Origin of the sequence: Bacteroides salyersiae (assembly GCF_031172035.1) — a bacterium.
Taxonomy (GTDB): Bacteria; Bacteroidota; Bacteroidia; order Bacteroidales; family Bacteroidaceae; genus Bacteroides; species Bacteroides salyersiae.
The window spans coordinates 4969574-4995150 of the sequence record NZ_CP133452.1; the positions used below are offsets into that span (position 1 = coordinate 4969574).

A 25577-nucleotide genomic window follows, 5' to 3' on the forward strand; every position below is an offset into this window, starting at 1 on the left:
GATTTAACATATGAGAGATGCTATTGCACCGTTTGTCACCGATTTGCGTATCAAGGTCTAACTCGTTGATATTTAACTTTGCAAACAAAAAAACGAGTATGGCAAGAAGTACATTCAAAGTGCTGTTCTACGTGAACGGCAGCAAGGAGAAAGACGGTATTGTCCCCATCATGGGACGAGTGACAATCAACGGTACTGTGGCGCAGTTCAGTTGCAAGCAGACCATCCCGAAAACCCTTTGGGATGCGAAAGGCAACCGAGCCAAAGGCAAGAGTGCCGAAGCACGGAACGTCAATCTGGCATTGGACAACATCAAGGCGCAAATCATCAAGCACTATCAGCGCATATCCGACCGAGAGGCATACGTAACGGCTGAAATGGTGCGCAATGCCTACCAAGGGGTAGGAAGCGAGTATGAGACACTGATAAAGGCTTTTGACAAGGATTGCGCCAACTTCCTGAAACGTGTCGGCAAAGACCGCAGCATCGGCACATACAAGGTCATGGTAAGGGCAAGGAACTATGTCACAGCCTTTATCAAGTCATTCTACAGACGGACGGATATGTCCATGCTGGAACTTACACCCGACTTCATCAAGGAGTTTGCGGCTTATCTTACGGCTGAACGGGGACTGAAAAACGCCACCATCTGGCTGAACTGCATGTGGCTAAAAGGAGTGGTGATGCGTGCGCACTATAACGGACTGATACCGAGAAATCCGTTTGCGCAGTTCCATATCAGCCCTAATGTTAAGGAACGGGAATATCTGACAGAGGACGAAATCAAAAGAATCATGGCGCACGAGTTTGACAACCCCACCCTCACATTGGTGCGGGATCTGTTCATTTTCGCCTGCTTCACCGCCTTGTCTTTTGTAGATATGAAAGAACTCACAACAGACGAAATAGTGGAGGTGAACGGTGAGAAATGGATATTGTCGAAACGGCACAAGACAAATGTCCCGTTCCAAGTGAAGCTGCTGGATATTCCCTTGCAGATAATCGAACGGTACAAGTATCTGTCGGAAGACAAGCAGGTTTTCGGGAAAATCAACTATTGGACGATGTGCAAACAACTGAAAAAGGTAATGGCGGAATGCGGAATAGAGAAGCAAATCTCCTACCACTGTGCACGTCATACGTTTGGAACACTGGCTCTTAGCAAGGGGATGCCCATTGAAAGCGTGAGCCGTGTTTTGGGACATACGAACATTGTCACGACTCAAATCTATGCGAAGATAACCACACAGAAACTTGACAATGACCTGACGATGTTCGGCAACAAGCTGAACGCATCGTTCGGAAGTGTAACCCCATAACCAAGCATAGCCATGAAACGAAGCATCATCACAACGGACGGCAACGGCAACATCACCTTGCCGACCAACATTAGCGCAACCGCCATGAGCGAATGGGAACTTTGCGACCTGTTCGGAGTAACCGCCCCGACATTCCGTGCAGGGCTGAAAGCTCTTTGCAAGAGCGGAATTTTAAGGGAATACGGGATAAGGCGAAGCATACGGGTATCCGATAATTGCTGTATGGAGGTTTACAACCTTGAAGCGATAGTAGCCCTTGCTTTCCATATCGGCACATTCGGAGCGGAACGGGTACGCAATGCCGTTCTTGAAAGACTGTACCTGCGAAAAGAGAAAACAAGCATCTTTTTCTCGCTGAATACCAATGGTATATCCAAATCCGAATACTGCTCGTAGCTGAATGCCTGACATTATTCACTCGGTAAGTCAGTAATTCATTAAGTCAGTACGACAGAACGACAGACGCTCTGATTTTTTCTCCCGAAAAGCGTAATCCGACATTCGCTTTTCGGGAGTTTTTCCGTTTGCAGAACCTGTTTCCTGCCCCAAGCCATCGAAAGTTTTTGTTTCGGGGGCTATTTGTCACCATTCTGCTGTGTTTTGCATAACAACCTATCCGATAATTGATTATATTTTTGTAGCTGGTAATTTTCAAACTTAAAACCATTTGATTATGTCAGCTATCGAACAACAGGACAGCCACAGACCGCCATCGGATGGCGGCATGGCAAAGGAAGAATTTATCCGTGTCGGGACAACGCTCTACAAGATTGTGGAGCAACCGAGACTGAACGGAGGGTATGTGAAGAAACGCATCGCATGGAACAACGAGACCCTGCGACAGGATTACGGCAAGGATTACATCGGCAGCGTTCCCAAGTATGACGGCTTCTGCACCGTACCCGAACACATCGGCTACCGTTCCGTGGTCGGCAAGTTCCTTAACCTCTACGAACCGATAGACCACCGACCGCAGGAGGGCGATTTATCGCATATCCAATCTTTGGTACGGCACATCTTCGGGGAACAGTACGAGTTGGGGATGGACTATCTGCAACTGCTCTACCTGCAACCGATTCAGAAGTTGCCTATCCTGCTGTTGGTGTCGGAAGAACGCAACACGGGCAAAAGCACCTTCCTGAACTTTCTGAAAGCCCTTTTTCAGAACAATGTGACTTTCAACACCAACGAGGATTTCCGCAGCCAGTTCAATTCCGACTGGGCTGGCAAGTTGCTTATCGTGGTGGATGAGGTGCTGCTCAACCGCAGGGAGGATAGCGAGCGGTTGAAGAACCTCAGCACCACACTTTCCTATAAGGTGGAAGCCAAAGGCAAAGACCGTGACGAGATTGCGTTCTTCGCCAAATTCGTGCTGTGTTCCAACAACGAGTATCTACCCGTAATCATAGACGCAGGGGAAACACGCTATTGGGTGCGCAAGATAGACCGCTTGCAGTCCGATGATACCGACTTCCTGCAAAAGCTGAAAGCGGAGATACCCGCCTTTCTTCATTTCCTGCAACACAGACAGCTATCCACCAATAAGGAAAGCCGGATGTGGTTCAACCCCACATTGCTGCATACAGAAGCCTTGCAGAAGATTATCCGCAGCAACCGTAACCGGTTGGAGATAGAGATGCACGAACTTGTCCTTGACATCATGGACAGTGTCGGCACGGATACATTCTCTTTCTGTTACAGTGACATTCTTCTTTTGCTGGTACACTCACAGGTAAAGGTGGAGAAACACCAAGTCCGAAAAGTGTTGCAGGAATGTTGGAAACTGACTCCTGCGCCAAACGGACTGACTTATACCACCTACCTGTTTAACTGCAATCGGGAGTGTCGGTATGAGCCGATAAGGAGAGTGGGACGCTTCTACACCGTCACAAGGGAGCAACTTGAATCCTTGTAACATTATCATTTTTCTGTTGAATTGTTGAATATGGGTATAAATACACTGACAATAAACGATATACATTCTCAACAAAATCTCAACAAGCCAAAAGAGAAGTTGAGAACCACCGACACCCGTTTGTGAATTTCTCTTTTGGCGAGTGGTTTGTTGAGAAGATGTTGAGAGGTTACGAGGCTGTATATAAACATATTACATTGACAATTCATCAAATCAACAAATTTTCATCAACTTCAAAACCGTATGTAATATGACAATCCAAGATGTAAAGCAAATCAAACTGGCAGACTATCTGCAAAGTCTGGGCTATACGCCTGTAAAGCAACAAGGCAAGAACCTGTGGTATAAATCACCGCTACGGGAAGAAACGGACGCATCGTTCAAGGTAAACACTGAGCTTGAAAAATGGTATGACTTCGGCATCGGCAAAGGCGGAAACATCCTCGCATTGGCAGCGGAACTTTACTATTCGGAAGATGTAGCCTATCTGCTGAAACGCATAGAGGAGCGGACAGCATACATCCGCCCTGCATCGTTCTCTTTTGGCAGACAGCATTCCAACAATCAGCCTTATCAGGGATTAAGGGTTGGTGAGTTGTCCTCTCTTGCACTTATTGCCTATCTGCAAGAAAGGGGAATAAACATCGGACTTGCCAAAAGAGAATGCAGGGAGCTTCGGTTTATGAATGCCGACAAACCCTATTTTGCCATCGGCTTCCCGAACATGGCAGGAGGATATGAAGTGCGCAACAGATACTTCAAGGGATGTGTCGCCCCGAAAGACATCACCCATATCCGACAGCAGGACGGACAACGATGTATGTGTTACCTGTTCGAGGGGTTCATGGATTACCTCTCATTCCTTACCATCCGAGTAAGAAACAATCCGCAACACCCGCGATTGGACACACAGGACTATGTCATACTGAACTCCGTTTCCAATCTTGCAAAAGCGGAAAGCATATTAGAGACCTACACCCAAGTCGGCTGTTTCCTTGACAACGACACGGCAGGACGGAACACCTGCACGAAACTGAAAGAGAAGTTTGGGGAACGCCTGCTTGACAAGTCAATGTACTATCGTGAGTATAAGGACTTGAACGACTACCTGTGCGGTAAGCCCTTGTCCCAATCGGCAGAGCCGATAAAGGAGAAGAAGCAAGTCCAATTCGCAAGGCGGATGATGCAGCCACCGAAAAAGAAAGGGGGATTTCATCTGTAATATGCACGTCCGCTCTCCCAAGGTATTTAGACAGAAATACCATAGCTCAATAGGGCGTTTTCTTCACGCATTACTCCGTAACGCTAAAAACACCCTATTGAGCCAAAGGGAAATCCCTTTGGAAACCCTGTGCAAATGAGAGCAGAAGCCAAACTCGTTTGGATTATGCCGAGTGCTGCAATGGTTCATTTGCATAATAAACCCTGTGAGCCGATGCCACAGGCAGAGAGAAGAAACATAACGATAACCGCAAAAACAGTAATGATATGGGATATTTTTCATTGGACATTAAGAAGGCAAAGGGTACATCGGACACCACGCAGTCCGACCATATAGAGAGAAAGATAATACCTAAAAACGCAGACCCGACAAGAACACATCTGAACAGGGTGCTTGTCGAATACCCTGATGGCGTTCACGGCAGGGATGAAGCGATTGCCCACAGGCTGAACACGGCAGGCATCAGACGGAAAATCACGCACGACCAAGTCCGTGTCGTTCGGGTGGTTTTGTCGGGTACGCACGAGGACATGATGAACATACAGGAAAAAGGAAAGCTCGACGAATGGTGCAACGACAGTATCCAATGGCTGCAAGCCACATTCGGCAAAGACAATGTGGTTGCCGCCCATCTGCACATGGACGAGAAGACTCCGCACATCCACGCAGCCGTTGTTCCTATCGTGACGGGTGAAAGGCGCAAAGCCAAGAAAGAACAGACGGACGGTAAGCGCAAGTACCGCAAGAAAACAAATTCCGTCCGTTTGTGTGCCGATGACCTGTTCAACCGCCAGACCCTGATTGCCTACCACGACAATTACGCAAGGGTGATGACGAAATACGGATTGCAACGTGGGGTACGGGGCTCGGAAGCACGGCACACTACCACCATGCAGTATTATCGGGACTTGAAAAAGAAAAATGAAACCCTTGAAACCGAAACCAGACTGTTACAGGAGAAGAAAGCCGAGGCGCAGGAGGAACTGAAACAGGTAAAAGCGGAAATCCGCACCGACAAGCTCAAAAGCGCAGCCACCGATACGGCAACCGCCCTTGCAAGCAGTGTGGGTTCTCTTTTCGGAAGTGGAAAGATGAAATCGTTGGAACGCAGGAACGAGGATTTGCAAGACCGCATCCTTGAACTTGAAAACGAAGCCCGACAACGGGAACGGCAACAAGCCAAACAGATACAGGAGATAAGAAACGCTTACGAGCAACAGCACCGCAAGCTGTCGGAGTTTGCGGATTTTGTCAGACGCTACTTTCCATATGTGGAGAAGCTGATGCCTATAATAAACTTCCTGCGTGACCGATTGAAGTTTAATGACGGAATAATCAGAAGACTGTGCGAGTTCAAGGAGGTCGGGATAAAAGGCGAACTCTATTCTTCCGAATTTAACCGAAGTTTTGATACCCGACACTCCGTCTGCTCCATCAAACAGGATGAAAGCGGTAAATTCGATTTCAAGATAGACGGGGTTTCACACGTGAGCTGGTTCAGAAAGAAAATGAATGAGTTTAGAGAAGCTATCGGAATACCGAAACCAAGACAGAATAGGAGTATGAAACTGTAAATCAAAAAAATCCGTGATGATTTAAGGAATATCACGGATTTTTCATACTTTTGTATTGGATTGAGGTAACTCTTTCCAAGACATACGAAAAAGAAGAAGCGGTATGCTTATCTTGTAGAACGGAAACCTGAGAAATTTCTGAATTGTGTACAAGGGTAGCATAGTGGTTCTCACGCTATAGCGTGGGCTGCTATTACTACATCTGTACACAGGGTTTTCTCAGGACCTCCGAACTAAGACGTAGCATTGCAGTGCCACGCTTTCTTCGTTGGTTGGATTATGTTAGTAATAAACGATTTAAATAATATAACAGATTATGAGAAAACTTATTGTATCGTTCGTATTTACGGTAATTACTTTGACATCGTATGCTCAAAGCAGTTCGGAACATCTTACGTTTAAAGGAATTCCCATTGAGGGAAGTATGACTGAATTCTGTCAAAAGTTAAAAAGCAAAGGATTTACATCTATTGGCAGTGAAAACAATCTTGCTTTGTTTATGGGAGATTTTACTGGTCGTAATGCTACTATAGGCGTAACAGCCACTGATGATGGTAAAAGTGTGTTTGCTGTAGCCGTATTATTTGACCCAAGTGGTGAATGGAATACACTTGTTAATACTTACGATTATTATAAGGATTTATATACTCGCAAATATGGTAACCCAACTATTTCAAAAGAAAAGAATCCTGCTCACTCAGATTCTAATACCGCTTTAATGGCAGAAGTCCATCAAGGGACAGTTGTGTGGGGCAGTGCATGGGAAGTAACAGGTGGAGATATAGACTTATCAATAGAAAAGACTTCTGGTGTCTATGAGGGTATGGTCGTAATTCGTTATCGTGATACTCAAAATGTAGAAACAAAAATCCAAAAGGATTTAGAGGATATTTAATTTTCAATAAACGGAACTATTGATTATGAGAAAGCTTATTGCATTACTTGTTTTTATGGTTATCGCTGCTACATCGTATGCTCAAATATATAAGGTATATAAGACTCAGAACTACCATAATCAACTTCGTTTAAATACGATGACAGGTGAAGTTCAACAAATTCAAGATGATGGTCAGTCTTGGGAAATTTGTAGTGCAAGAGAAATTTTAGGAGATAGAGAAGGTAGATTTCGCCTTTATGAGACACAGAATATGTGGACTTTCATAATGCTTGATACATATACAGGTAAGAATTGGCAAGTTCAGTTTAGTGTCAAGGGGGAAGACTATATGTTTGCTGCACCTATCAATATGTTTTCTCTTGCATATCCTGAAAAATCTTCAAATTGGACTAATAGATTCCAGATGTTTGCTACTCAAAATATGTGGACATTTATATTGTTAGACTCATATAATGGGCGACTATGGCAAGTTCAATATAGTACACAAGATTTAGACAACCTATTTTGTATTCCTATCAATAAAAACGAATTAGTAGAAAATAACGAAAGGTGTGTATTCTCTATTCAGCCACTAACAAGTATGTATCAATACTATCTTATAAACGATAACACAGGCGATATGTGGAAATTTCAGTGGAGTACCAAAGGGGATGATTATAGATGGATTGAAAGATTCAGATAAATATTACTTCTAATATGCAGCCATTGTTTATTATGATGATTTGTATAATTGCGATTTCGGTTATCGTGATGGCAATGGTACGAATACGCCTAAAAAAACAAGTCAATGCACTTTCAGAAAAGTTCAGTCAGATATCTTCATATAGCGAGAAATCAAACTATGAGCAAGCAAAAGATAGATTATCTACTCTCAATGAGAAAGAGTTTATAGATATTCCTACCGACTTGAACAATGGCTTTTATGGCAAGATAATCTCTGCAACGCAAGAACAAGATTTTATAAATCATTACAAATCACATTTTCAAGAGGCATATTCTCTTTTGAAGAAACTTGAAGCCTTTAAAATCACTCCATCTGAAAACATTTCCAAATTCATCAATGATTTTGGAGCCATCAATAAACTTGTAAAACAGCATAATGAGGGCGTTATCACATTTTTGCTTGACGCTCATAAAGATTTTTTCGACCATTGTCTAAAATATCCATTAGACATGCAACAAAGACGTTCAATCGTTTCAGAGGAAGATAATTGCTTGGTCGTTAGTAGTGCAGGTAGCGGAAAGACCTCTTCTATTGTGGGAAAAGTCAAATACTTGACGGAAGTAAAAGGCATTGCACCTCATAAAATATTACTAATCAGTTACACGAACAAAGCAGCAGCCGAACTAACCGAAAGAATGGCGACCAATGGATTGAAAGGTTACACATTCCATAAGTTAGCCATTGATATTATAGGCAAAACAACAGGCACAAAACCATCGATTTGCGACAATACAGATTCATTGTTTGTTGATATATATCACAAATTATTAGATAAATCGTCTTTCAAGAAAAGTATAGTGGAATACTTCATTGATTACCAAACGAATGAAGCCGATTGGGAACAACGCAAGAATGAAAGACGAGAGCAATTATCAGAGCAAAAGAATGTGCAGCTAAAGGCGATGTTCCCCGATATGGACGGCAGAGCCATATATGTGAGAAGTGAACAAGAACAAAAAATATGTTTTGCTTTGTCCTCGCTGGGAGTGAAATTCAGATATGAAGAACCATACGAACATCAATTAGCAGATGAGATGCACTCACAATATCGTCCCGACTTCTCAATATATTTTAAGCAAGAAGGAGTAACCAAACGCATCTATCTTGAACATTTCGGAGTTGATGAACACGGACTTGTTCCTGCTTGGTTCGCAAAAGACAAGGGTATAACCTACGAAGAAGCCTATCAGAAATACAATGATGGTATAACTTGGAAAAAAGCGGCTCACGAGAAATTTGGTACACAACTTTTAGTGACATCAAGTGCAGATTTCCATTATTCTGATATTAGGGATAAACTTCGTAAACTATTAGCTGAAGCAGGTGTACCAATTCAAGAAAAGACCGATGAGGAGTTATACGATTTAGTACTACCCAAAGGCAGCAAGCAGGAAAAGGCGTTTATACGACTTGTTGTTACTTTCGTTACATTGGTAAAATCAAGTTGTAAATCAGTTAAAGAGGTTTTGAAACAAGCCAAAAATGCAGATGATGAACGAAGTGTGTTTATCATCAAGAATATATTTCAACCTGTATATGAACGCTACATAAATGCGTTAAGCGATAGTAACCAAATTGATTTTACCGATGCTATTCTTCAAGCCACTGAGATATGTCGTACTTCACACCCTGTTGAATATGATTATATCATAGTGGATGAGTTTCAAGATATTTCTGTTGACCGTTACAACTTCTTGAAAGTATTGCGAGAGGGTAATCCTCCTGCAAAGTTGTATTGTGTGGGTGATGATTGGCAGTCTATTTATCGTTTTTCGGGAAGTGATATGGCTCTATTCAATCAATTCCCCGAATATTTTGGAGCAACGGAGATAAACAAGATTGAAACTACATACAGGTTTGGAGAGCCTTTGGTTTCTTTATCGTCGAACTTTATACAACGCAATAAAGCCCAAATACAAAAGAGTATCCATTCGTTCAGCTCAGAAATGAGAACCGAGTTGGAATTCTATACTTATGATAGACGAGATTACTGCAATACGATAGGGCAACTTGTGGCTTCTATTCCATCGGATAAATCAATATTCCTATTGGGGCGTTACTCTTTTGATGATTACTACCTCTCTTTTATGTACCAATCAATTAAAGAGGGTAATAGATTCTACTATGTGATAGGAGGACGAAAAATAGAGTTTTTAACCGTACATAAGTCAAAAGGTCTTGAAGCGGATTATGTAATACTCTTACAATGCAATAAAGATACATACGGTTTCCCATCACAGGTGAGTAACGACCCTGTGCTTAACTATGTGCTCACTAAGAGCGACCAATTCCCATACGGAGAAGAAAGAAGATTATTCTATGTTGCAATAACAAGGGCTAAGGTAAAAACGCTTGTATTATACGATAAGCGTTTCCCGTCTGTATTTGTGGATGAATTCTTGCACCCCGAAAAGGTGTCAGAAGAAAGCTATGTAAAGCACCCTAACGCCAATAAAAGATGGACAAGAAGTGCAGACCAATTTTTATTGAAACTGCACAATGAAGGTAAGAGTGTCAAATATATTGCAAACAAAATGGGTAGAAGTCAAACTTCAATTGTAATGCGATTAAACAAACTAAACAAATAGTCGAACTTTTTCTTTGATGTACCTTGTGTGCATCGGACTATTCTATTATTTTTGTACACGGAAACGAGTTACTTGAAAGCAATTCAAGGTATAACGCAGCAGATTGCACAGTTGCCAAGTCATTACCTCAAAATTGGGTAATTCTCCCAAAGTCCTTTGTATAAGGCACTAAAAAAGATATTCCAAGATTACAGAAATATTCTTTGTCATGAATGGATTTTCTCTACTATTCAATGATAAACCGTCAACACTATTTCCTTAATACAAAGTTATCTTTCCACTACATTCCAATTCATTGACATAACACACTTTCTTTAATAATATTACATTTGAAAAAGGAAAAGTACTAAGCCGCAACCAAGAATTCAATCCTACTCAATATATTTTCCCTCCTTCATCTATCAACTTCACTCAACAGGCCTCATACGATTTCCCATTAGTTGAAAGCCCGAACATTTCACATATACTCAACATATTTCAATATAATTTCTATTTTTATAGTTTATTATCTCTCCAGAAAGCTATACAACACTTTTATATCGAATCGATATCATCAAATATTTGAATATTATTGCAAACTTACGATGATAAATACAAAATGATGTCTAAAACTATTTTTTTATTTTCCAAAAATGTCTATAACTATAAGATTTCAAATGAAATTATACTATTCCGAACAAAATATTTTTAAAAAATAGAAAAGATTGACTTGTTTCAATTTTGCTTTCAAAAAATATTAAACAAAAGCGATATTAGGCATTAAGGGTTTATTAATATTTTATCTCAAAGAAATGTTTACTGTCGATAAGTGAAGCGTAGTCAGAACCAAATGTAAATGAGCCGAAAGCATCGATGGCACGGCCCACTTTACTATAAACATATATGTCCGCCTTTCCGAAAGTGATGTCGCCGTCCGCTTTAACGCCTTTGGGCGATGCCACACCTTTGTCGCCGAGTGTCACAACGTTGAGTTCTCCGGATATTATCGAAATGTCTTTATCGGAATTGATACCCTTACCTCCCTCACCGGTACTTTTGAGGTTAAGCATTCCCGCAGTCATGATGAATGAGCCGTCACATTTTACTGCTGCACAACTGCTGCTATCATCACTCTTAACACGCGGATTGCCCGATGTGATAACCGTGGTACGTCCTCCGCGCACAATCACATCATACTCGGAATTAATGCCTTTGGCTGCCGCTACAGTCACTTCCACATTGAGTACTCCCCCCATTATCTTCACCCCATCATTAGCTTTAATGCCGTGACCAGCTGTGCTGCCGGCATTAATCACATTACCGGGACGAAACACGATATAATCATCGCTGACAATGGCATTTTTATACCCCCCTTTTACATTAAGAATTCCCGAACCACTGAATATAATTTGCCCTTCACTAAAAAAAGCCCCTTTCATATCTTCATTGCCGGACATTATGTAATGATCACCGTCGCTGAGAGTATTTTCGCTGCCGGGCGCAAGTACGAGATAGAGTGACTTACCGCACTGATTATTGAGAGCGGCACCCGAAGGATGATGCAATGCAACGCCATCCAATGTGATTTTCATTTTGTAGTCGCTGTAAATTTTGAACGAACCGTTATCACTCGAACCCTTAAGTACATACTCGATGTTGTGCCGATAAGAATGGATAGTGACATGTGCACCTTCGACAAATACGGTTACCATATCGACATCACCGCTCACTACAGCAGTCATCCCACGATAATCGACTTTGACAACAGAATAAAAATCACTGTTTTCAACGTAGTCGTTATCGTCAGAGGGAATGTTTTCGACTCCCTCGTCAAGTGGCGTAGAATCAAATTCGATATCTTTCACTTCAACTTCAGCCCCATCAATGATATGACTGAAATCGGTGTCATCATTCTCACATGACGTAAATACCGCCATGACTACAAATATTATTATTGAATAGAATTTATACATATCTTAAAATTTAAACGTATAACCCATACCGAGAATATGACAATCCGGCTGATTATCATCATCGTCACCGGTAATGTTCTGCCACCGATAATAAAGACCGACAACGTGTCTTTTCCTTATTTTATAATCAGCACCGATAGTGTAGCGCATTTTAGTCAGTGACCACGAATTAAACAACTCAATATCAGTATATGGATCGAGCTTGCAATGAGGAATATCGTATCTTACACGAAATCGCGAACGTAAAACGTTCCGCCCCTTGCCACGAACTTCAGTAGTCTCCCATTGCGCATTATCAAAATCATAGCGTTCGGTAATCTTCGACGGACGATAAGTATACTGCCAGCGTTCGCGCAATGAAAGTTTCAACCTTCCTATATCGACATTCCCGGTCACGGAAAAGGAAAAGCGATGGCGTACTCCCCAATAAGACGGACGCCAATTGTTGTAGTTACCGTCGGGATTCCACGTTATTTTCTCTTTGTTATTATCGTAAAGCAGGCTGTAAGCAGCAGCAACTTTGACGTAACGCATTAACTTATAGCTGCCATCCACTCCGAAACTCCATCTTTCGGGTGTCTTCGAATCGTTACGGGTGCGAAATTCGGTCTCCGCACCGACATTCCATTTCTTGTTAATTTTCTTTTCAACCCCAACCGCCGACCATATACCAAAATCGGAAGATTGCGCCTTTACACTTGTCGGCCCAAGCAACCCAACGACTAATATTGCCGCAAGAGTCGGAATGCGGGCATAACGGGTTATTGTCTTCCTACATCTGTCCATTCTTCACGGGATAATTTAAGTTCGTTGTTAATACTGTTATCGCCCACATGATCTGTCTCATAATATATTTTCACTATTGCCATATCACGTAGAAAATCAATCGCACCGATTTCAACCGAGTTAATTTTCAATCCTGTGCGATGCTCCAAGTCAGTTATCAGTTCAAGACGCTTATCGGGCGTTATAAGCGCAATACGGTCATACTGGATCAGTTTCGTCGATACATGCTTCAGTAGTATGTAACTTTCAAAGAACCATGCGGCCAATAAGAATATGACATTCGTTACAAGAAGTTCGATATAGCTTATCGTGATGGCAAGAGCATTTATAACCGATATTGCTATGATACAAAACAGATACGTCATCTCCCTCACCGGCATAGACTCCGTACGATAACGTATTATTCCGAAAATAGCAAACAAGCCGAGTGCAAATCCGATTTTCAATTTCACACCACCGAGCAGGAAAATCAGAAAAAAGATACTGATGCTGATAAGCATAAATGTAAAGTAATAGTCTCTCCGTCCGCTCTTAGGGTAATAGAGGCAATGAATCATAAGCCACACCACGAGCATATTGAACGAAAATCTCAATAACATAGTAATCAAGTTATATCCTTCCATCAACGGTGTTCCCAATAAGTCTAAAGTTTCAATATCTTCCATTATGTAAAAATTATATTTGATAAATGTGTTATTCTGTATTTTTATCGACGCTTTACTACATAGTCATTTTGTACATCAAACCACGGATATCTTTTCAATCTGCCGCAATTTCGGAAGAATCCGATTACGTTTTAAAGCCAGATTGGTAATAGCCGACCCTATGCAATATTTACTGAATCCCATCGGTAAAATACGCAAAGTACGAAGCATCTCAAGAACAGGCGAATGTACTAATCCATCACGCTTGAGCTCAATTACGGCAAGTTTTTCGAGGGACTTTATAATACCGGTGGATGTGTTAAAGAAATTCAGATTCATATCAATTGTCAATCGTTCGGTCTTTTTCTTGTTCACGAGAGTGATACGATCAAAACGAATCTCAAGCGACTCCTTAAGTGTGGCAGGGGAACAATGGAGATATTCTTTGAGAAAATCGACACAGTTTGGTTTATCATCATGAATGTCATCGGAAAATATAATGTTGTATTGCGGTTTAGACGGATCAAATGTATCAACAGGTATGCGTTTTTTATCAGTCCGTCCACGATTGTTCTTTGTTTTCACTTCAAGAAAATTATCCCCCGAGTCGACATACGAACGAATACGTATCTTCTGGCGATTCAATTTACCATTTTGATGGGCTACGTACATATCGAATGTCTTTGTGTCAAAATACACCGAATAGTATGACAATATCCGCATTCCACCGGTTTGCTGTACAAAATAATCGTTCTTTGCCATAAACAACAGCTCACGAACCCTTTCGATACCGGCAACAAATTTGGTATCCGTCCGGTTCATCAAACTTATTCCACTCATCTCGTCGAGCGTTATCGGGCTATAGACATTCAAAATATCCCTCATGTTCATTCAGCAATCGTTCAAAATTGTTTCTGATAATGTGTCGATATCTCCCCCCCTATTCTCTCACAATCACTTTTTGAATCTGAACCCGATTGTCAAGCCTAAGTTGTACACAATATATTCCGGACACCAATCCGCCAATTTGCAACTGTGATGTTTCCGAAGAGGTAATGAAACGTCCTGCACCATCGAACACAGCAATTACACCTTTATCGTTATTGCCGGAAACACTGGCATTTATACTTCCTGCACCGGTATAAACCTGCAGGATAGCATCAGATTCCTCCATAGCAGGAGACGTTATACCCGTCGGGAAATTTACCACCGCTTTTTCGAAAAGGTCGTGATAAATTTCAAAATACGATTTCATATAATCTATTTCTTCGTACACGTCTCCGGCATGTTCGGGCCAACGGGCTTTTTCCCGTGCCCATGCACCGCTATTTGTGAGTTTATCGGCATAGGTTTTCATACGCGTGTATACCGCTTCAGGAGAGAGGAGGTTATCTTTCAGCATATTCCAACGATGCCGCAATCGAGTTTTATACTCAAGGGGATTATGCTGCAAAAGAGTGAAATACATGCCGTTTTTCGGGGAGCAATGTTCCCCGAAAGGGTGCCATTTGGGATCATCGATTCCGTGAATGTCTCCACCGGCAGTGCGCCCCAGACTTGCATCCAGATCCCAAGGAGTGAAAAGAATATTATGCCCTTTCTCCAAATTACGGATACTATAAAGCAGATTTTTGCCCCAGTTATCCTGAAGGCAAAATACTTCGCCGAATATCTGATAATTGACCACATTGTCAATATAAATCCATTGGGGCAATGCTGCCGTGAGACGTCCTTTGGCTCCTTCATCGTATTTCCCATTATTGGCCGGAGAAATCAGGTCGATGAATTGCTTGAGCAGTTCCCAATTAGCCTGAGAATTATTGTCGTCGGGATATTCCTGAGAAACATATCCCCAATACAATGTGTCAGCAGGATATTCTTTGGGGTATGAGTTAAAAGTACAGATATCTTGCATGAATCTCCCCTTCCACAATATGCCACGGGAACCCGTGTAATTACCGTCGAAATCGGTACGCGATTTCTTCAAATTAAGCTGTTTACGGTCGATTTTATCGGTAAGGCAGTAAAGCCCGAAGTATGAACCGTTGAACAGTATCTCGACATGCATGCCGTGGGTGCCATTGGCCTGAAAAGGTTTATCAGAGTCTTTGTCGTAAGGCAGATCGTCCATATCGTTCCAAATATCAAACAACAAGCGGTTACGCATCCGTGCATGGTCGGCATACATTGCATCGAGAATCCATCCGTCATCATCGCGCATACCGAGAACGGTGGCATCTACCTTATCTTCGTAAGCATCATCATACAGGCTAACAGTGAATGATTTTTTACTATATCCACCCGATGCCGCACCACGAATGCGGGATTTTGTGTTTTGGCTAAACACATATTCACCATCCGTACGTTTCAGAGGATCGACAATCACGATATACCCATCTGTTTTTTTACGGGGATTTTGATAATACAAATCTTCACTGTTACGCACGGCAAGCATTGCTTCCAGGTCTGAATCGAAACAGATAATCGGCAGCGTGGTGAACATCAATCGCCATGTACGCTGTATTCCTTCACGAGTCACAGAAAGGGTATGGTTACCCGTCGCATAGTCAGCAACGGTTATTACAGGATTGTCGGTGGAGATATTCTGTCCATCGAACAGGATTTGTGTCGCTCCCGGACAACTAAGGATTGCTGTAAATGCAGATCCTTTGTCAGGGTCTATGGCGAAGAATAAACGTTCCTCCCCATGAGTGTTCTCAATAACAGCCGGAACTCCATCTAACGTGATATCACTGATGTACGAAGAAGATATGGTCACCCCTTGTACATAAGTAATCAAAGTGACCGCCAACATGAAAAATACAAGTATCTTTTTCATTGTATTTTATAGATTTAGAATAGTTTAGTCAACAAATATATTGCTTTTATGGTATGAAACCAAATTTTACATAAATTAAAATATCAAAATCATGTAAAAGATCGAAAACATTAAAAAGTGAAAATAATAACAAATGGTATTTTTTAATTATAACGCATAGGAGGTTGTGTCAAAATGCTGGCACAGCCTTTTTTTATGCGCAAAGCCCGGACTTTCCCAAGCCCGGGCTTTGTTATTACCCAAAGTTTATGTAACTTTAGGCATCAGTTTTTTCGTTATGGCAAAGTTACATTTTTGTTCTTACATTCCCAACCAAACCGTTCTTTTTCCACAAAGAATTGATGAAAACATAGCTGCGGACGATCCGGTCCGCATAGTCAATGCAGTTGTTGATAATCTCAATCTTGATAATTTCAAGAAGCTTTATAAAGAAACGGGGCGCTCAGCTTATCATCCCCAAATGATACTCAAGGTAATTATCTACGCTTATATGAATAATATCTATTCCTGTCGTAAAATAGAGAAGCTTCTTTTGCGTGATATCCATTATATCTGGCTTGCCGGTCATGAGCATCCGGATTTCATAACCATCAACCGTTTCCGTAACCGTGTAAAGGAGGAAATAAACAACGTCTTCACGCAGCTGGTTCTTGTCCTTGCCGACAAGGGTTTCATCAGTCTTGACGTGGAGTATATCGACGGCACCAAGATTGAGTCCAAGGCCAACAAATATACTTTTGTCTGGCGCAAGACAGTCGAAAAGAACCGTACAAGGTTGCTGAATAAGATTCGCATCCTTCTGGAGCAGGTGGATGAAGCCATTATACAGGAGAATTCTGTAAAAGACACATCCGTGGAGTTGACTCCCTCCATGCTCTCTAATATAGTGGATGAACTCAAAGAAGTGCTGGAACACCAAGTAACACAGGACAAGGAACAAAAGAAAGCTCTGCGTGAAAAGAAAAAACAGGTCAGGGAACTTGAAGGGTATCGTGACAAGCTGATTGAATACGACAATCACCTTGAAGTCCTTGGAGAACGTAATTCCTATTCCAAGACCGATCCTGATGCCACATTCATGCGTATGAAAGAAGACGCCATGAAGAACGGGCAGACCAAACCCGGGTATAATTTACAAATAGGTACTGAAAACCAGTTCATCATAGACTTCCGGCTGTTTCCCAACCCCACCGATACGCTGACCCTGATCCCTTTCTTCCACTCCTTCCAGCACCGCTATAACCGCTTACCGAGTATCGGTGTGGCAGACTCCGGTTACGGCTCGGAAGAAAATTACCGGTTCATGCAGGAAAATGGGATAGAGGCCTTTGTCAAGTACAACTACTTCCATAAAGAGCAGCGTCCCCGTTATACTCCCAACCCGTTCCATGCGGAAAGTCTCCATTACAATGCGGGAGAGGATTATTACGTTTGTCCGATGGGGCAACACATGAACCGAATAGGAACCAGACGTGACAAAACAGCGAGCGGATACATCACCGAAAGTGCCCGGTATAAAGCACAAAGATGCGAAGGTTGTCCTTTGCATGGAAGTTGTTTTAAAGCACAGGGGAACCGTATTATAGAAGTCAACCACCGGTTAAACCAATATAAACGGCAGGCACGGAAAAGATTAGTTTCAGAAGAAGGAGTCAGGCATAGGGGCAGGCGGTGTATAGAACCGGAAGCTGTTTTCGGACAAATGAAATACAACATGGCATACAGGAGGTTCCGGCATGTGGGAGAAGACAAGGTGAAAATGGACTTTGCCTTCTTTGCCATAGCTTTTAATATCAAAAAGATGTGTGCAAAACTGAGAAAAGCAGGAAAGGAGCTCATTACACTTGCTAAATCTATATTTATTGGACTATTTATAACCCGATACAACGGGAAGATAGCAACTTGTTACCAAATGAATGAGAAAAAAGCGGCGTAGACAAAAGAAAAGATAACAGGACTATAAATTATAGAGGCACTATAAAATATTTTGTGTAAATGTAAAATACGGGATTCAGTATGGGTTCCGTATTTTTTATTTAATAGCTTTGCAAAATGAAGAAAATTATGAAAGAGAAGAATCATGTAGTGCCTGATGAGGTATTAAGTAAGGAGTTCCTTAGCCAGTTCAAAACAGAAGCTGATGTCAGCAAGTTTCTGAAGCAGTTACACGCGCAGGTATTGGAGAAAATGCTTGAAGGTGAGATGGATGCCCATCTGGGTTATGAGAAGAATTCGGTTTCCGGTCATAACAGCGGCAATTCCCGTAACGGCAGCTACCCCAAGAAAATCCAAACCGAACACGGTGAAGCGGTCATACCTATTCCCCGTGACCGTAACGGTGAATTCGAGCCCATAGTTGTTCCCAAACACGAGAGTCGTGGGCTTTCCATAGAAAAACTTGTTATCTCCCTATATGCCAAAGGAATGATCGTGTCCGACATAGAAGAGGAGATGCGTGAAATCTATGAGATAGAACTGTCCACATCAGCCATTTCCATCATCACGAACAAAGTCAATCAAGCTGCTCAGGAATGGCAGAACCGCCCTTTGGACCCGGTCTATCTTATCGTTTGGATGGACGGTATTGTCTTCAAGGTTCGTGACAACGGTAAAATCATCAACAAGACTGTCTATCTCTGTATCGGTCTGAAACAGAACGGCTTGAAGGAAGTCCTTGGCATGTGGGTGGGAAAATCAGAAAGTTCTTCATTCTGGATGGGTGTCCTGACAGATTTGAAGGCCCGCGGAGTGCAGGACATACTGATTACCTGCACTGACAACCTGAACGGATTTACCGACACCATACGTGCCGTATTTCCTCAATCTTCCACGCAAATATGTGTCGTACATCAGATTAGGAACTCCTGCAAATATGTCGTTTACAAGGACAAGAAAGAGTTTACAGCCGATATGAAGAACATCTATAACGCGCCCAACAAGGAGGCTGCTGCCGTGGAACTGGATAATTTGGAAAAGAAATGGGGAGGGAAGTACCCTTATGCCATCCTCTCATGGAGGAATAACTGGGATGACCTGACTGTTTTCTTCCAGTTCCCATTGGAAATCAGGAAAATAATCTACACAACAAACCTCATAGAAAATCTGAATGGAAAAATCAGAAAGTACACTAAATCAAAACTTTCATTCCCTTCGGATGATGCTGTGAAGAAAATGGTATACCTTTCTCTGATGGAGATTGAGAAGAAATGGACAATGCCGATTACTAACTGGGGATTGATTATGAATCAATTTATGCTTATTTTTGAAAACAGAATTCAGATATAAGAGAACTTATAACTGAATCCCGTTTCTATTTACACAAAATTATGGATACTGCCATTATAGAAAAAGGTTGTGCCAACGTTTTGACACAACCTCCTCATCTTAGAGCATATTTAAACTTTCTTCTTAAAAGTATTTACCAGTTTATTTAAGCAAGGCGACTTATACTATCTTACAGCAAAACCCTCTATAAACGATTATACAATTTATAGAGGGTTTATATTTTCATATATCCTACTGCTTAACAAGGATTCACACTGTAAGGCAATATATAATTACCTTCTATTATTCTCTATTCTTCACCGGATAAATAATGAAATCAAAAGTTTGTTTTGTCAATGGAACCAGATACTGTGACTGCACTCCCGGCCCGCAAGTTGCGGTACCTACACCTGCCTGTTTGGCATCCAGATGTACGGTTATCTTTCCATTACGTTCCAGTTCATTGATATGGCGCGCTTTCTCCACCATTACATCCGGGAAAGCAATGGTGCTAAACTGAAACGGAGAATCCGACTCTACCCAACAACCCTTACCGGCATCATCCGTCAGTTTCATCCAACGGACATCCGTACGGTTTCCCGTAGATTGAGGTACCACATAATAATGGAACATACGCTCCGGAGTCGTTTCATAAATGCCGATTTTACCCGACTGATTCCGGTCGATATAGGTTTCGTGTTCACCTCTTCCCAAATAAGTTATATGGTCGTATGCATCCTCCACTTCGAATGTCAGCCCCAGGCGGGCCATTGATTTTACCAATGTCGTGTCGGGCTGGAACGTGGTCCGTACTTTCACAGAGCCGTCACGATTCAACGTATAGGCAAAAGTAGCATCGCCCACCTTCTCCCCTTTTGCATTCAGGATATCGACCTGTGCAGTAGTCGATGTTTTGCTTTCTTTCAAGGAAACCACTTTTTGAGTCAACGCATCCAATCCGGCAGCCCTCCATAATTTAGCTCCCATCTGATCGCGATTGTCATTATCTGTGGCCGGACGGAACAAGCTCAGTGTCATCGGACTCCCTAATAACTCTTCTCCATCCAGACAAAGAGAATTCAAAGCACCTGTTGCCTTATCAACCGTAAAAGTCGTATTTCCGACTTTATCCGGTCTGTATCCACGAGCATTTTTAGATACCGGAAGTACAAACTGGTCATAAGCTACCTCCCAATCGGTATTTACCAACGGGGTGGCTTCCTGCCGTTTCCAACTCAAATTAAGATAAGCCTCGCGGAGCGTTTTCGGAAGTTTGACATCTCCCAAAGTAACATCTACCGTCGCATGAGGAGCACAAGCAACCTCTTTCGTACCTTCGGCAATTATCGTTCCGTCATCACCGGTTACATTCCAATTCAATACATATTCATTCAAATCGGAGAAATCGAACCAGTTTTTCACACGAACCGTCAAATCCTTCTTGCCAATCAATGTGCTCTTGATATTCTGATAGATTTTCTTCACTTCCAACAGATGGGGATGAGGTTCGCGAATGGCATTTACAAGTCCGTTACAGCAGAAATTACCAAAACTGGGAATATCTTTCGGACCGTAATCACCACCATAAGTCCAATACCACTTACCATCCTTGTCGATTTCACGGAACGACTGATCGACCCAATCCCAAATACAACCACCCTGGGCCATCGGTTCACTTTCGAACACATCCCAGTATTCCTTCATGCCGCCACAACTGTTGCCCATGGCATGCAGGTATTCGCAAAGGATGAAAGGACGGTAGATATCCTTACGGGACACGTAATCTTTAATCACATCCACGCTCCGATACATGCGGCAATAGATATCCGTATTATAATTTTCCTCCGCACGTTCGTACTGTACAGGACGATTCTTTTCTACCGATTTCAACCAGTCATACGTACGTTCGAAATTAATTCCATTTCCGGATTCGTTGCCTAAAGACCAGATAACAATAGCCGGATGATTCTTTGAACGCTCGTACATGCGGTGCGTACGATCCATATGTGCCGTAAGCCATGTGCTGTCCTTGGCAAGAGAAGCAGAACCGTAACCCATACCATGCGATTCGATATTGGCCTCGTCGATCATATAAAGGCCATAACGGTCGCAAAGCTGATACCAATAAGGATGGGTCGGGTAATGAGAGTTGCGGACGGTATTGATATTGTGTTGCTTCATCAATTTAATGTCTTCTTCCATCAATTCTTTGCTGACTGTACGGCCCAACTGGGAATGCTCATGACGGTTGACCCCCTTTACCAATACAGGTACACCGTTGATGCAGAAACGTCCGTCTTTTATTTCGGAAGTACGGAAACCAACCTCACAACCTGTTATTTCGGTAGTCTTTCCACTCGCGTCTTTCAATTCCAATATTAATGTGTACAAATTCGGATATTCGGCACTCCATTTTTTCACATCGGGAATACGCTGTTCATCGAATGTAATATAGTTACTCAATCCGCGCGACTTTATATCCTGACTTCCTTGCAGGACCGTTTTATTCGAAGCATCTTTCAGTGTATAACCAATGGAAGCTATCCCCGATGCAGGACCGGCAACCGTCACATCCAAATTAAATATCCCCTCTTTATAATATTCCTTTTCAAGAACAGAAGTCACCTTATAATCGGCAATGTACTGTTTCGGAGTACTGTAAAGATACACATCCCGCTCAATTCCACTCAAACGCCACATATCCTGGCATTCCAGATAAGATCCTGAGCTCCAACGATATACTTCAAGTGCGATCGTATTTTCCCCATTTACCAGTTTATCTGTGATGTCCCATTCCGCAGCTGTCTTAGATCCTTGATTATATCCCAAAAACTCACCGTTTACCCATATATAATAGAAGGAAATAACTCCTTCACAACAAAGAACGACACGACGCCCTTCCCATCCGGCGGGAATGGTAAAGGTTCGCCTGTAAGAGCCTACCTCATTCTCTTTATAAGGAACCAGAGGAGGATTCTTTTTGAAATTGAACATCTTATCATCAAATTCATAGGCCTCATTAACATAAATAGCCGTACCATACCCTTGGCGTTCCCAGTTACCGGGAACATCAATATCTGCCCATCCGCCGGTATAGAAAGCAGGTTTATAAAAATCTTTCGGACGATTATCTGGATTCTTTACCCAATTAAACTTCCATTTACCATTCAGGCTCATATAATAAGGAGATTGCTCATAAGCACCTTTTTGTACTTCCGAAGCACTGCCATAAGGCCACACATAAGTGTGAGGAGCCAATTTATTCAACCCCACGGCATACTGGCTCTGCCATTCAGGCTGTTGCTGTGCCGTAACAGGAATGATAACCGGCATTGCCAGTATCATCAATAAAAATGATTTCAATGAGTTATTCATCGTTTTTATGTTTTTAAAATTAGAAACTGGTAGTTAGGAGTTAGAAGTTAGGAGTTGGAAGGTAGAAGGTAGAAGATATGCCGTTTGTGACTGTCACGCCGCAAGGATTCTAACTACCAGCTACTAAATTCTAAAATCTAATTCTCACTCCACCATCACCTCGTCGAACATCACCCGGGATTCCTGCCCCGGTCGTACATGATCCTCCGGACATGCTCCGGGGCCCTCAGCCGTAATACGGATATAGCGAGCCTGTATACCGCCCATATCCAATGATAAGTCTTCGATAAAATTACCCTCCCGGAAAATTTCTTCGGAAGTAAAGTTCAATATTCCTATTTCACGGAACTTACGGTTATCATCAGAGACTTCCACTTTGACAACAGCAGGCTTATGAATAGCCATTCCATAATTGGTAATACAGCCTAAAGTTAATGTATTCAATATCTCTTTTTTCTGTAAATCAATTGTAAAGGAAATGTGATCGCTCTTTTCCCAAGAAGACCATTCATAATCGGTCTGTTTCAGACTTCCACGTATCCCGTTCGTCATCACTATCTCATTCTTGTTATCTCCAAGTACAGGCTTACCGGTAGCCTTATTCCAAATAACAGGTAAAATCAGCGTCTTTCCCATCTGTTTCCCATCTTTAAAAGTAGCACATCTCAATACTTGTGCATTTTTGACAGTCAGACATTGAGTGTAACGAGGTGATTTTACCGAAGGTTCCCTATTATCCAATGTATAGTGTATTTCTACATCCGGACGAATACATTCCAGATTAACCTGCAACGCTCCATCTACCGATGTCACGGTGTGCTGAATGTTATACATCGAACGGGAATAGCCCACCCCTTTAACCGCAATATGGCTGTTATAAACATCCAGTCCTTTCAAAAAACCGTTCCAATCTTTCAACTCCGGTTTTGTCCAAGCCCTCTCGGCCACTGCCGCCAAACGAGGGAAAAGCAAATAATCCACATCTTCGGGTTTATTGCAGAACTCCGTCCACATAGACCCTTGTACTCCCATCAGAAGAGATGTATACTCCGGTTTCCAGTCTTCCTGCACCGGTTCATAGTCAAACACATTCCGCAAAGTATTATTTCCGAAATAAGTAACAGGTTCAAACCATTGTGGCCCCTGATAACGAATCAGATACATGATGCGTGCCGGGGTCATGATAAACGGATGCCCCAATTCAGCAGCTTTCAAAGCGGCCGTCCCCATTCCTTGCCAGCCCAAAATAATAGTCCCATCAGGAATCGTACTATTGGTCAATTCATCCCATCCGATTACCTCACGTCCTTTACTTTGCACATATTCACACATCCGCTTCATAAAATATCCCTGCAAATCCTCTTCGTGAGTCAGATGTTCTTTTTTCATCCGTGCCTGACAAAGAGGGCATTTTTCCCAATTCGTCTTATTAGCCTCATCACCTCCCAGATGAATATACCGGGAAGGAAACAACTCCACCACTTCATCAATTACATCCTGCAAGAAGGCAAATACACTATCATTGCCTGCACAATAAATAATATTGGCGTGCGTTCCACCCAAACCGGGCAACACTCCTATAAAATTCTTCACTACCGGACAAGCCAACTCCGGGTAAGATGCCAACGCAGCATTGCTGTGTGCAGGCATTTCTATTTCCGGAATCACCTCGATCTGCCGTTCGGCTGCATAAGCAATCATCTCTTTCATGTCTTCCTGCGTATAAAATCCACCGACAGGAGTCGCTTCTCCCAACTTCGGATTCCTTCGCGAATGAAAAGGTACATCCCTACGATCCACGCGCCAGGCCCCCACTTCCGTAAGACGAGGATGTTTTTTTATTTCCAAGCGCCAGCCATTATCATCGCATAAATGAAAATGCAATTTATTCAGCTTCAGCATAGCCATGCAATCCATAATCCGCAACACGTTCTCTTTAGGAATAAAAAAACGGGCGGCATCCAACAACAGCCCACGATAACCAAACCGAGGTTCATCACTGATTTTCACCGAAGGTATTGTCCAGTCCGGATTCCCCCCTACATTCCGAGCATTCTCGATAGAGGACGGCAATAATAGACGAATAGTCTGCAACGCATAAAAAAAGCCTTTCGTATCCGAAGCTTTCATCACGATACGGTTCGGAGTAACTTCCAACCGGTAAGCTTCACTTTTTAAATTACGATCTGTTACACAACAAACGTCACCACCGGCTGCGCTTCCCTCTTTCAGTTGGGGTGTAAATCCGGCAGCACGGGTAAACAGTTTAATAAAATTCCTGACAACTTCCGCCTGTCCCGAATTTTCTACAGCAAACACCGTCTGATCCGAAAATCGGTAGCTCCCCTCTCCCGGTACCATCTGCACCGGGGTGGGAACAATCGAAATACTTCGTGTCAAGTCGTCAGCCTGTACTGCTATAATAGGGGCAAACAGTAATGCTATTATAATTGATAAGGTGTGTTTCATGATAAATC

17 protein-coding genes are annotated in these 25577 nt (G+C 42.4%); 10 read left to right on the plus strand and 7 right to left on the minus strand.

What is annotated here, in order from left to right; translation table 11 throughout:
• The first annotated feature begins 98 nt into the window (after nt 1-98).
• The 8 genes from RB604_RS19135 to RB604_RS19170 all read left to right on the plus strand — a co-directional run bounded on the left by RB604_RS19135 (nt 99) and on the right by RB604_RS19170 (nt 10240).
• Complete coding sequence (locus tag RB604_RS19135; protein ID WP_309006882.1) at nt 99-1319, plus strand: site-specific integrase; 1221 nt, start codon at nt 99-101, stop codon at nt 1317-1319.
• Between the two features lie 12 nt (nt 1320-1331).
• Nucleotides 1332-1715, plus strand: coding sequence for a hypothetical protein (locus tag RB604_RS19140; protein ID WP_117737018.1), 384 nt, complete (start codon nt 1332-1334; stop codon nt 1713-1715).
• Between the two features lie 277 nt (nt 1716-1992).
• On the plus strand, nt 1993-3234 hold the full coding sequence (locus RB604_RS19145; protein WP_117665880.1) for a primase-helicase family protein: 1242 nt from the start codon (nt 1993-1995) through the stop codon (nt 3232-3234).
• Nucleotides 3235-3484: 250 nt separating this feature from the next.
• The gene (locus RB604_RS19150; protein WP_117737019.1) at nt 3485-4456 is read left to right on the plus strand and encodes a DUF8464 domain-containing protein; all 972 of its coding nucleotides are present in this window, start codon (nt 3485-3487) and stop codon (nt 4454-4456) included.
• Nucleotides 4457-4722: 266 nt separating this feature from the next.
• A complete protein-coding gene (mobV, locus tag RB604_RS19155) occupies nt 4723-6030 on the plus strand; it encodes a MobV family relaxase (RefSeq protein ID WP_117737020.1) in 1308 nt (435 codons plus the stop codon).
• A 316-nt stretch (nt 6031-6346) separates the two neighbouring features.
• Nucleotides 6347-6925, plus strand: coding sequence for a hypothetical protein (locus tag RB604_RS19160; RefSeq protein ID WP_117737021.1), 579 nt, complete (start codon nt 6347-6349; stop codon nt 6923-6925).
• Between the two features lie 25 nt (nt 6926-6950).
• Complete coding sequence (locus tag RB604_RS19165) at nt 6951-7610, plus strand: hypothetical protein (protein WP_117693812.1); 660 nt, start codon at nt 6951-6953, stop codon at nt 7608-7610.
• 14 nt (nt 7611-7624) lie between these two features.
• On the plus strand, nt 7625-10240 hold the full coding sequence (locus RB604_RS19170; RefSeq protein WP_117693816.1) for a UvrD-helicase domain-containing protein: 2616 nt from the start codon (nt 7625-7627) through the stop codon (nt 10238-10240).
• Nucleotides 10241-11010: 770 nt separating this feature from the next.
• Here RB604_RS19170 and RB604_RS19175 read toward each other — a convergent pair.
• The 5 genes from RB604_RS19175 to RB604_RS19195 form a co-directional block, all read right to left on the minus strand.
• Nucleotides 11011-12156, minus strand: coding sequence for a carbohydrate-binding domain-containing protein (locus tag RB604_RS19175; RefSeq protein ID WP_005930143.1), 1146 nt, complete (start codon nt 12154-12156; stop codon nt 11011-11013).
• 39 nt (nt 12157-12195) lie between these two features.
• Nucleotides 12196-12978, minus strand: coding sequence for a DUF2490 domain-containing protein (locus tag RB604_RS19180; protein ID WP_007481635.1), 783 nt, complete (start codon nt 12976-12978; stop codon nt 12196-12198).
• A complete protein-coding gene (locus RB604_RS19185) occupies nt 12954-13643 on the minus strand; it encodes a DUF4956 domain-containing protein (RefSeq protein ID WP_007481632.1) in 690 nt (229 codons plus the stop codon). The genes RB604_RS19180 and RB604_RS19185 overlap by 25 nt, the downstream gene beginning before the upstream one ends.
• A gap of 75 nt (nt 13644-13718) precedes the next feature.
• Nucleotides 13719-14513 (minus strand): polyphosphate polymerase domain-containing protein, encoded by a 795-nt coding sequence (locus tag RB604_RS19190; RefSeq protein ID WP_055294192.1) that lies wholly within the window; start codon nt 14511-14513, stop codon nt 13719-13721.
• Nucleotides 14514-14562: 49 nt separating this feature from the next.
• Nucleotides 14563-16461, minus strand: coding sequence for a CotH kinase family protein (locus tag RB604_RS19195; RefSeq protein WP_055294194.1), 1899 nt, complete (start codon nt 16459-16461; stop codon nt 14563-14565).
• Nucleotides 16462-16738: 277 nt separating this feature from the next.
• Here RB604_RS19195 and RB604_RS19200 point away from each other — a divergent pair, with 277 nt between their 5' ends.
• Entirely contained in the window at nt 16739-18397 is a 1659-nt protein-coding gene (locus tag RB604_RS19200) for an IS1182 family transposase (RefSeq protein ID WP_055294196.1), read from the plus strand.
• Between the two features lie 128 nt (nt 18398-18525).
• Nucleotides 18526-19746, plus strand: a complete 1221-nt coding sequence (locus RB604_RS19205) for an IS256 family transposase (protein ID WP_444859570.1) — start codon at nt 18526-18528, stop codon at nt 19744-19746.
• A gap of 282 nt (nt 19747-20028) precedes the next feature.
• On the opposite strand, the gene RB604_RS19210 is transcribed toward RB604_RS19205, so the two are convergent.
• Both RB604_RS19210 and RB604_RS19215 read right to left on the minus strand, forming a co-directional pair.
• A complete protein-coding gene (locus tag RB604_RS19210; RefSeq protein ID WP_055294202.1) occupies nt 20029-23100 on the minus strand; it encodes a glycoside hydrolase family 2 TIM barrel-domain containing protein in 3072 nt (1023 codons plus the stop codon).
• Nucleotides 23101-23244: 144 nt separating this feature from the next.
• Nucleotides 23245-25569, minus strand: coding sequence for a glycoside hydrolase family 20 protein (locus RB604_RS19215; protein ID WP_007481619.1), 2325 nt, complete (start codon nt 25567-25569; stop codon nt 23245-23247).
• Nucleotides 25570-25577 lie beyond the last annotated feature (8 nt).

Bases quoted from the DNA above. Each gene is read 5' to 3' on its own strand.
- RB604_RS19205 (WP_444859570.1), top strand. From the start codon at position 18,526: ATGAAAGAGAAGAATCATGTAGTGCCTGATGAGGTATTAAGTAAGGAG.
- RB604_RS19160 (WP_117737021.1), top strand. From the start codon at position 6,347: ATGAGAAAACTTATTGTATCGTTCGTATTTACGGTAATTACTTTGACA.
- RB604_RS19195 (WP_055294194.1), bottom strand. From the start codon at position 16,461: ATGAAAAAGATACTTGTATTTTTCATGTTGGCGGTCACTTTGATTACT.
- RB604_RS19165 (WP_117693812.1), top strand. From the start codon at position 6,951: ATGAGAAAGCTTATTGCATTACTTGTTTTTATGGTTATCGCTGCTACA.
- RB604_RS19135 (WP_309006882.1), top strand. From the start codon at position 99: ATGGCAAGAAGTACATTCAAAGTGCTGTTCTACGTGAACGGCAGCAAG.
- RB604_RS19200 (WP_055294196.1), top strand. From the start codon at position 16,739: ATGGCAAAGTTACATTTTTGTTCTTACATTCCCAACCAAACCGTTCTT.
- RB604_RS19170 (WP_117693816.1), top strand. From the start codon at position 7,625: ATGCAGCCATTGTTTATTATGATGATTTGTATAATTGCGATTTCGGTT.
- RB604_RS19145 (WP_117665880.1), top strand. From the start codon at position 1,993: ATGTCAGCTATCGAACAACAGGACAGCCACAGACCGCCATCGGATGGC.
- RB604_RS19180 (WP_007481635.1), bottom strand. From the start codon at position 12,978: ATGGACAGATGTAGGAAGACAATAACCCGTTATGCCCGCATTCCGACT.
- RB604_RS19140 (WP_117737018.1), top strand. From the start codon at position 1,332: ATGAAACGAAGCATCATCACAACGGACGGCAACGGCAACATCACCTTG.
- RB604_RS19190 (WP_055294192.1), bottom strand. From the start codon at position 14,513: ATGAACATGAGGGATATTTTGAATGTCTATAGCCCGATAACGCTCGAC.
- RB604_RS19215 (WP_007481619.1), bottom strand. From the start codon at position 25,569: ATGAAACACACCTTATCAATTATAATAGCATTACTGTTTGCCCCTATT.
- RB604_RS19150 (WP_117737019.1), top strand. From the start codon at position 3,485: ATGACAATCCAAGATGTAAAGCAAATCAAACTGGCAGACTATCTGCAA.
- RB604_RS19175 (WP_005930143.1), bottom strand. From the start codon at position 12,156: ATGGCGGTATTTACGTCATGTGAGAATGATGACACCGATTTCAGTCAT.
- RB604_RS19210 (WP_055294202.1), bottom strand. From the start codon at position 23,100: ATGAATAACTCATTGAAATCATTTTTATTGATGATACTGGCAATGCCG.
- RB604_RS19185 (WP_007481632.1), bottom strand. From the start codon at position 13,643: ATGGAAGATATTGAAACTTTAGACTTATTGGGAACACCGTTGATGGAA.
- mobV (WP_117737020.1), top strand. From the start codon at position 4,723: ATGGGATATTTTTCATTGGACATTAAGAAGGCAAAGGGTACATCGGAC.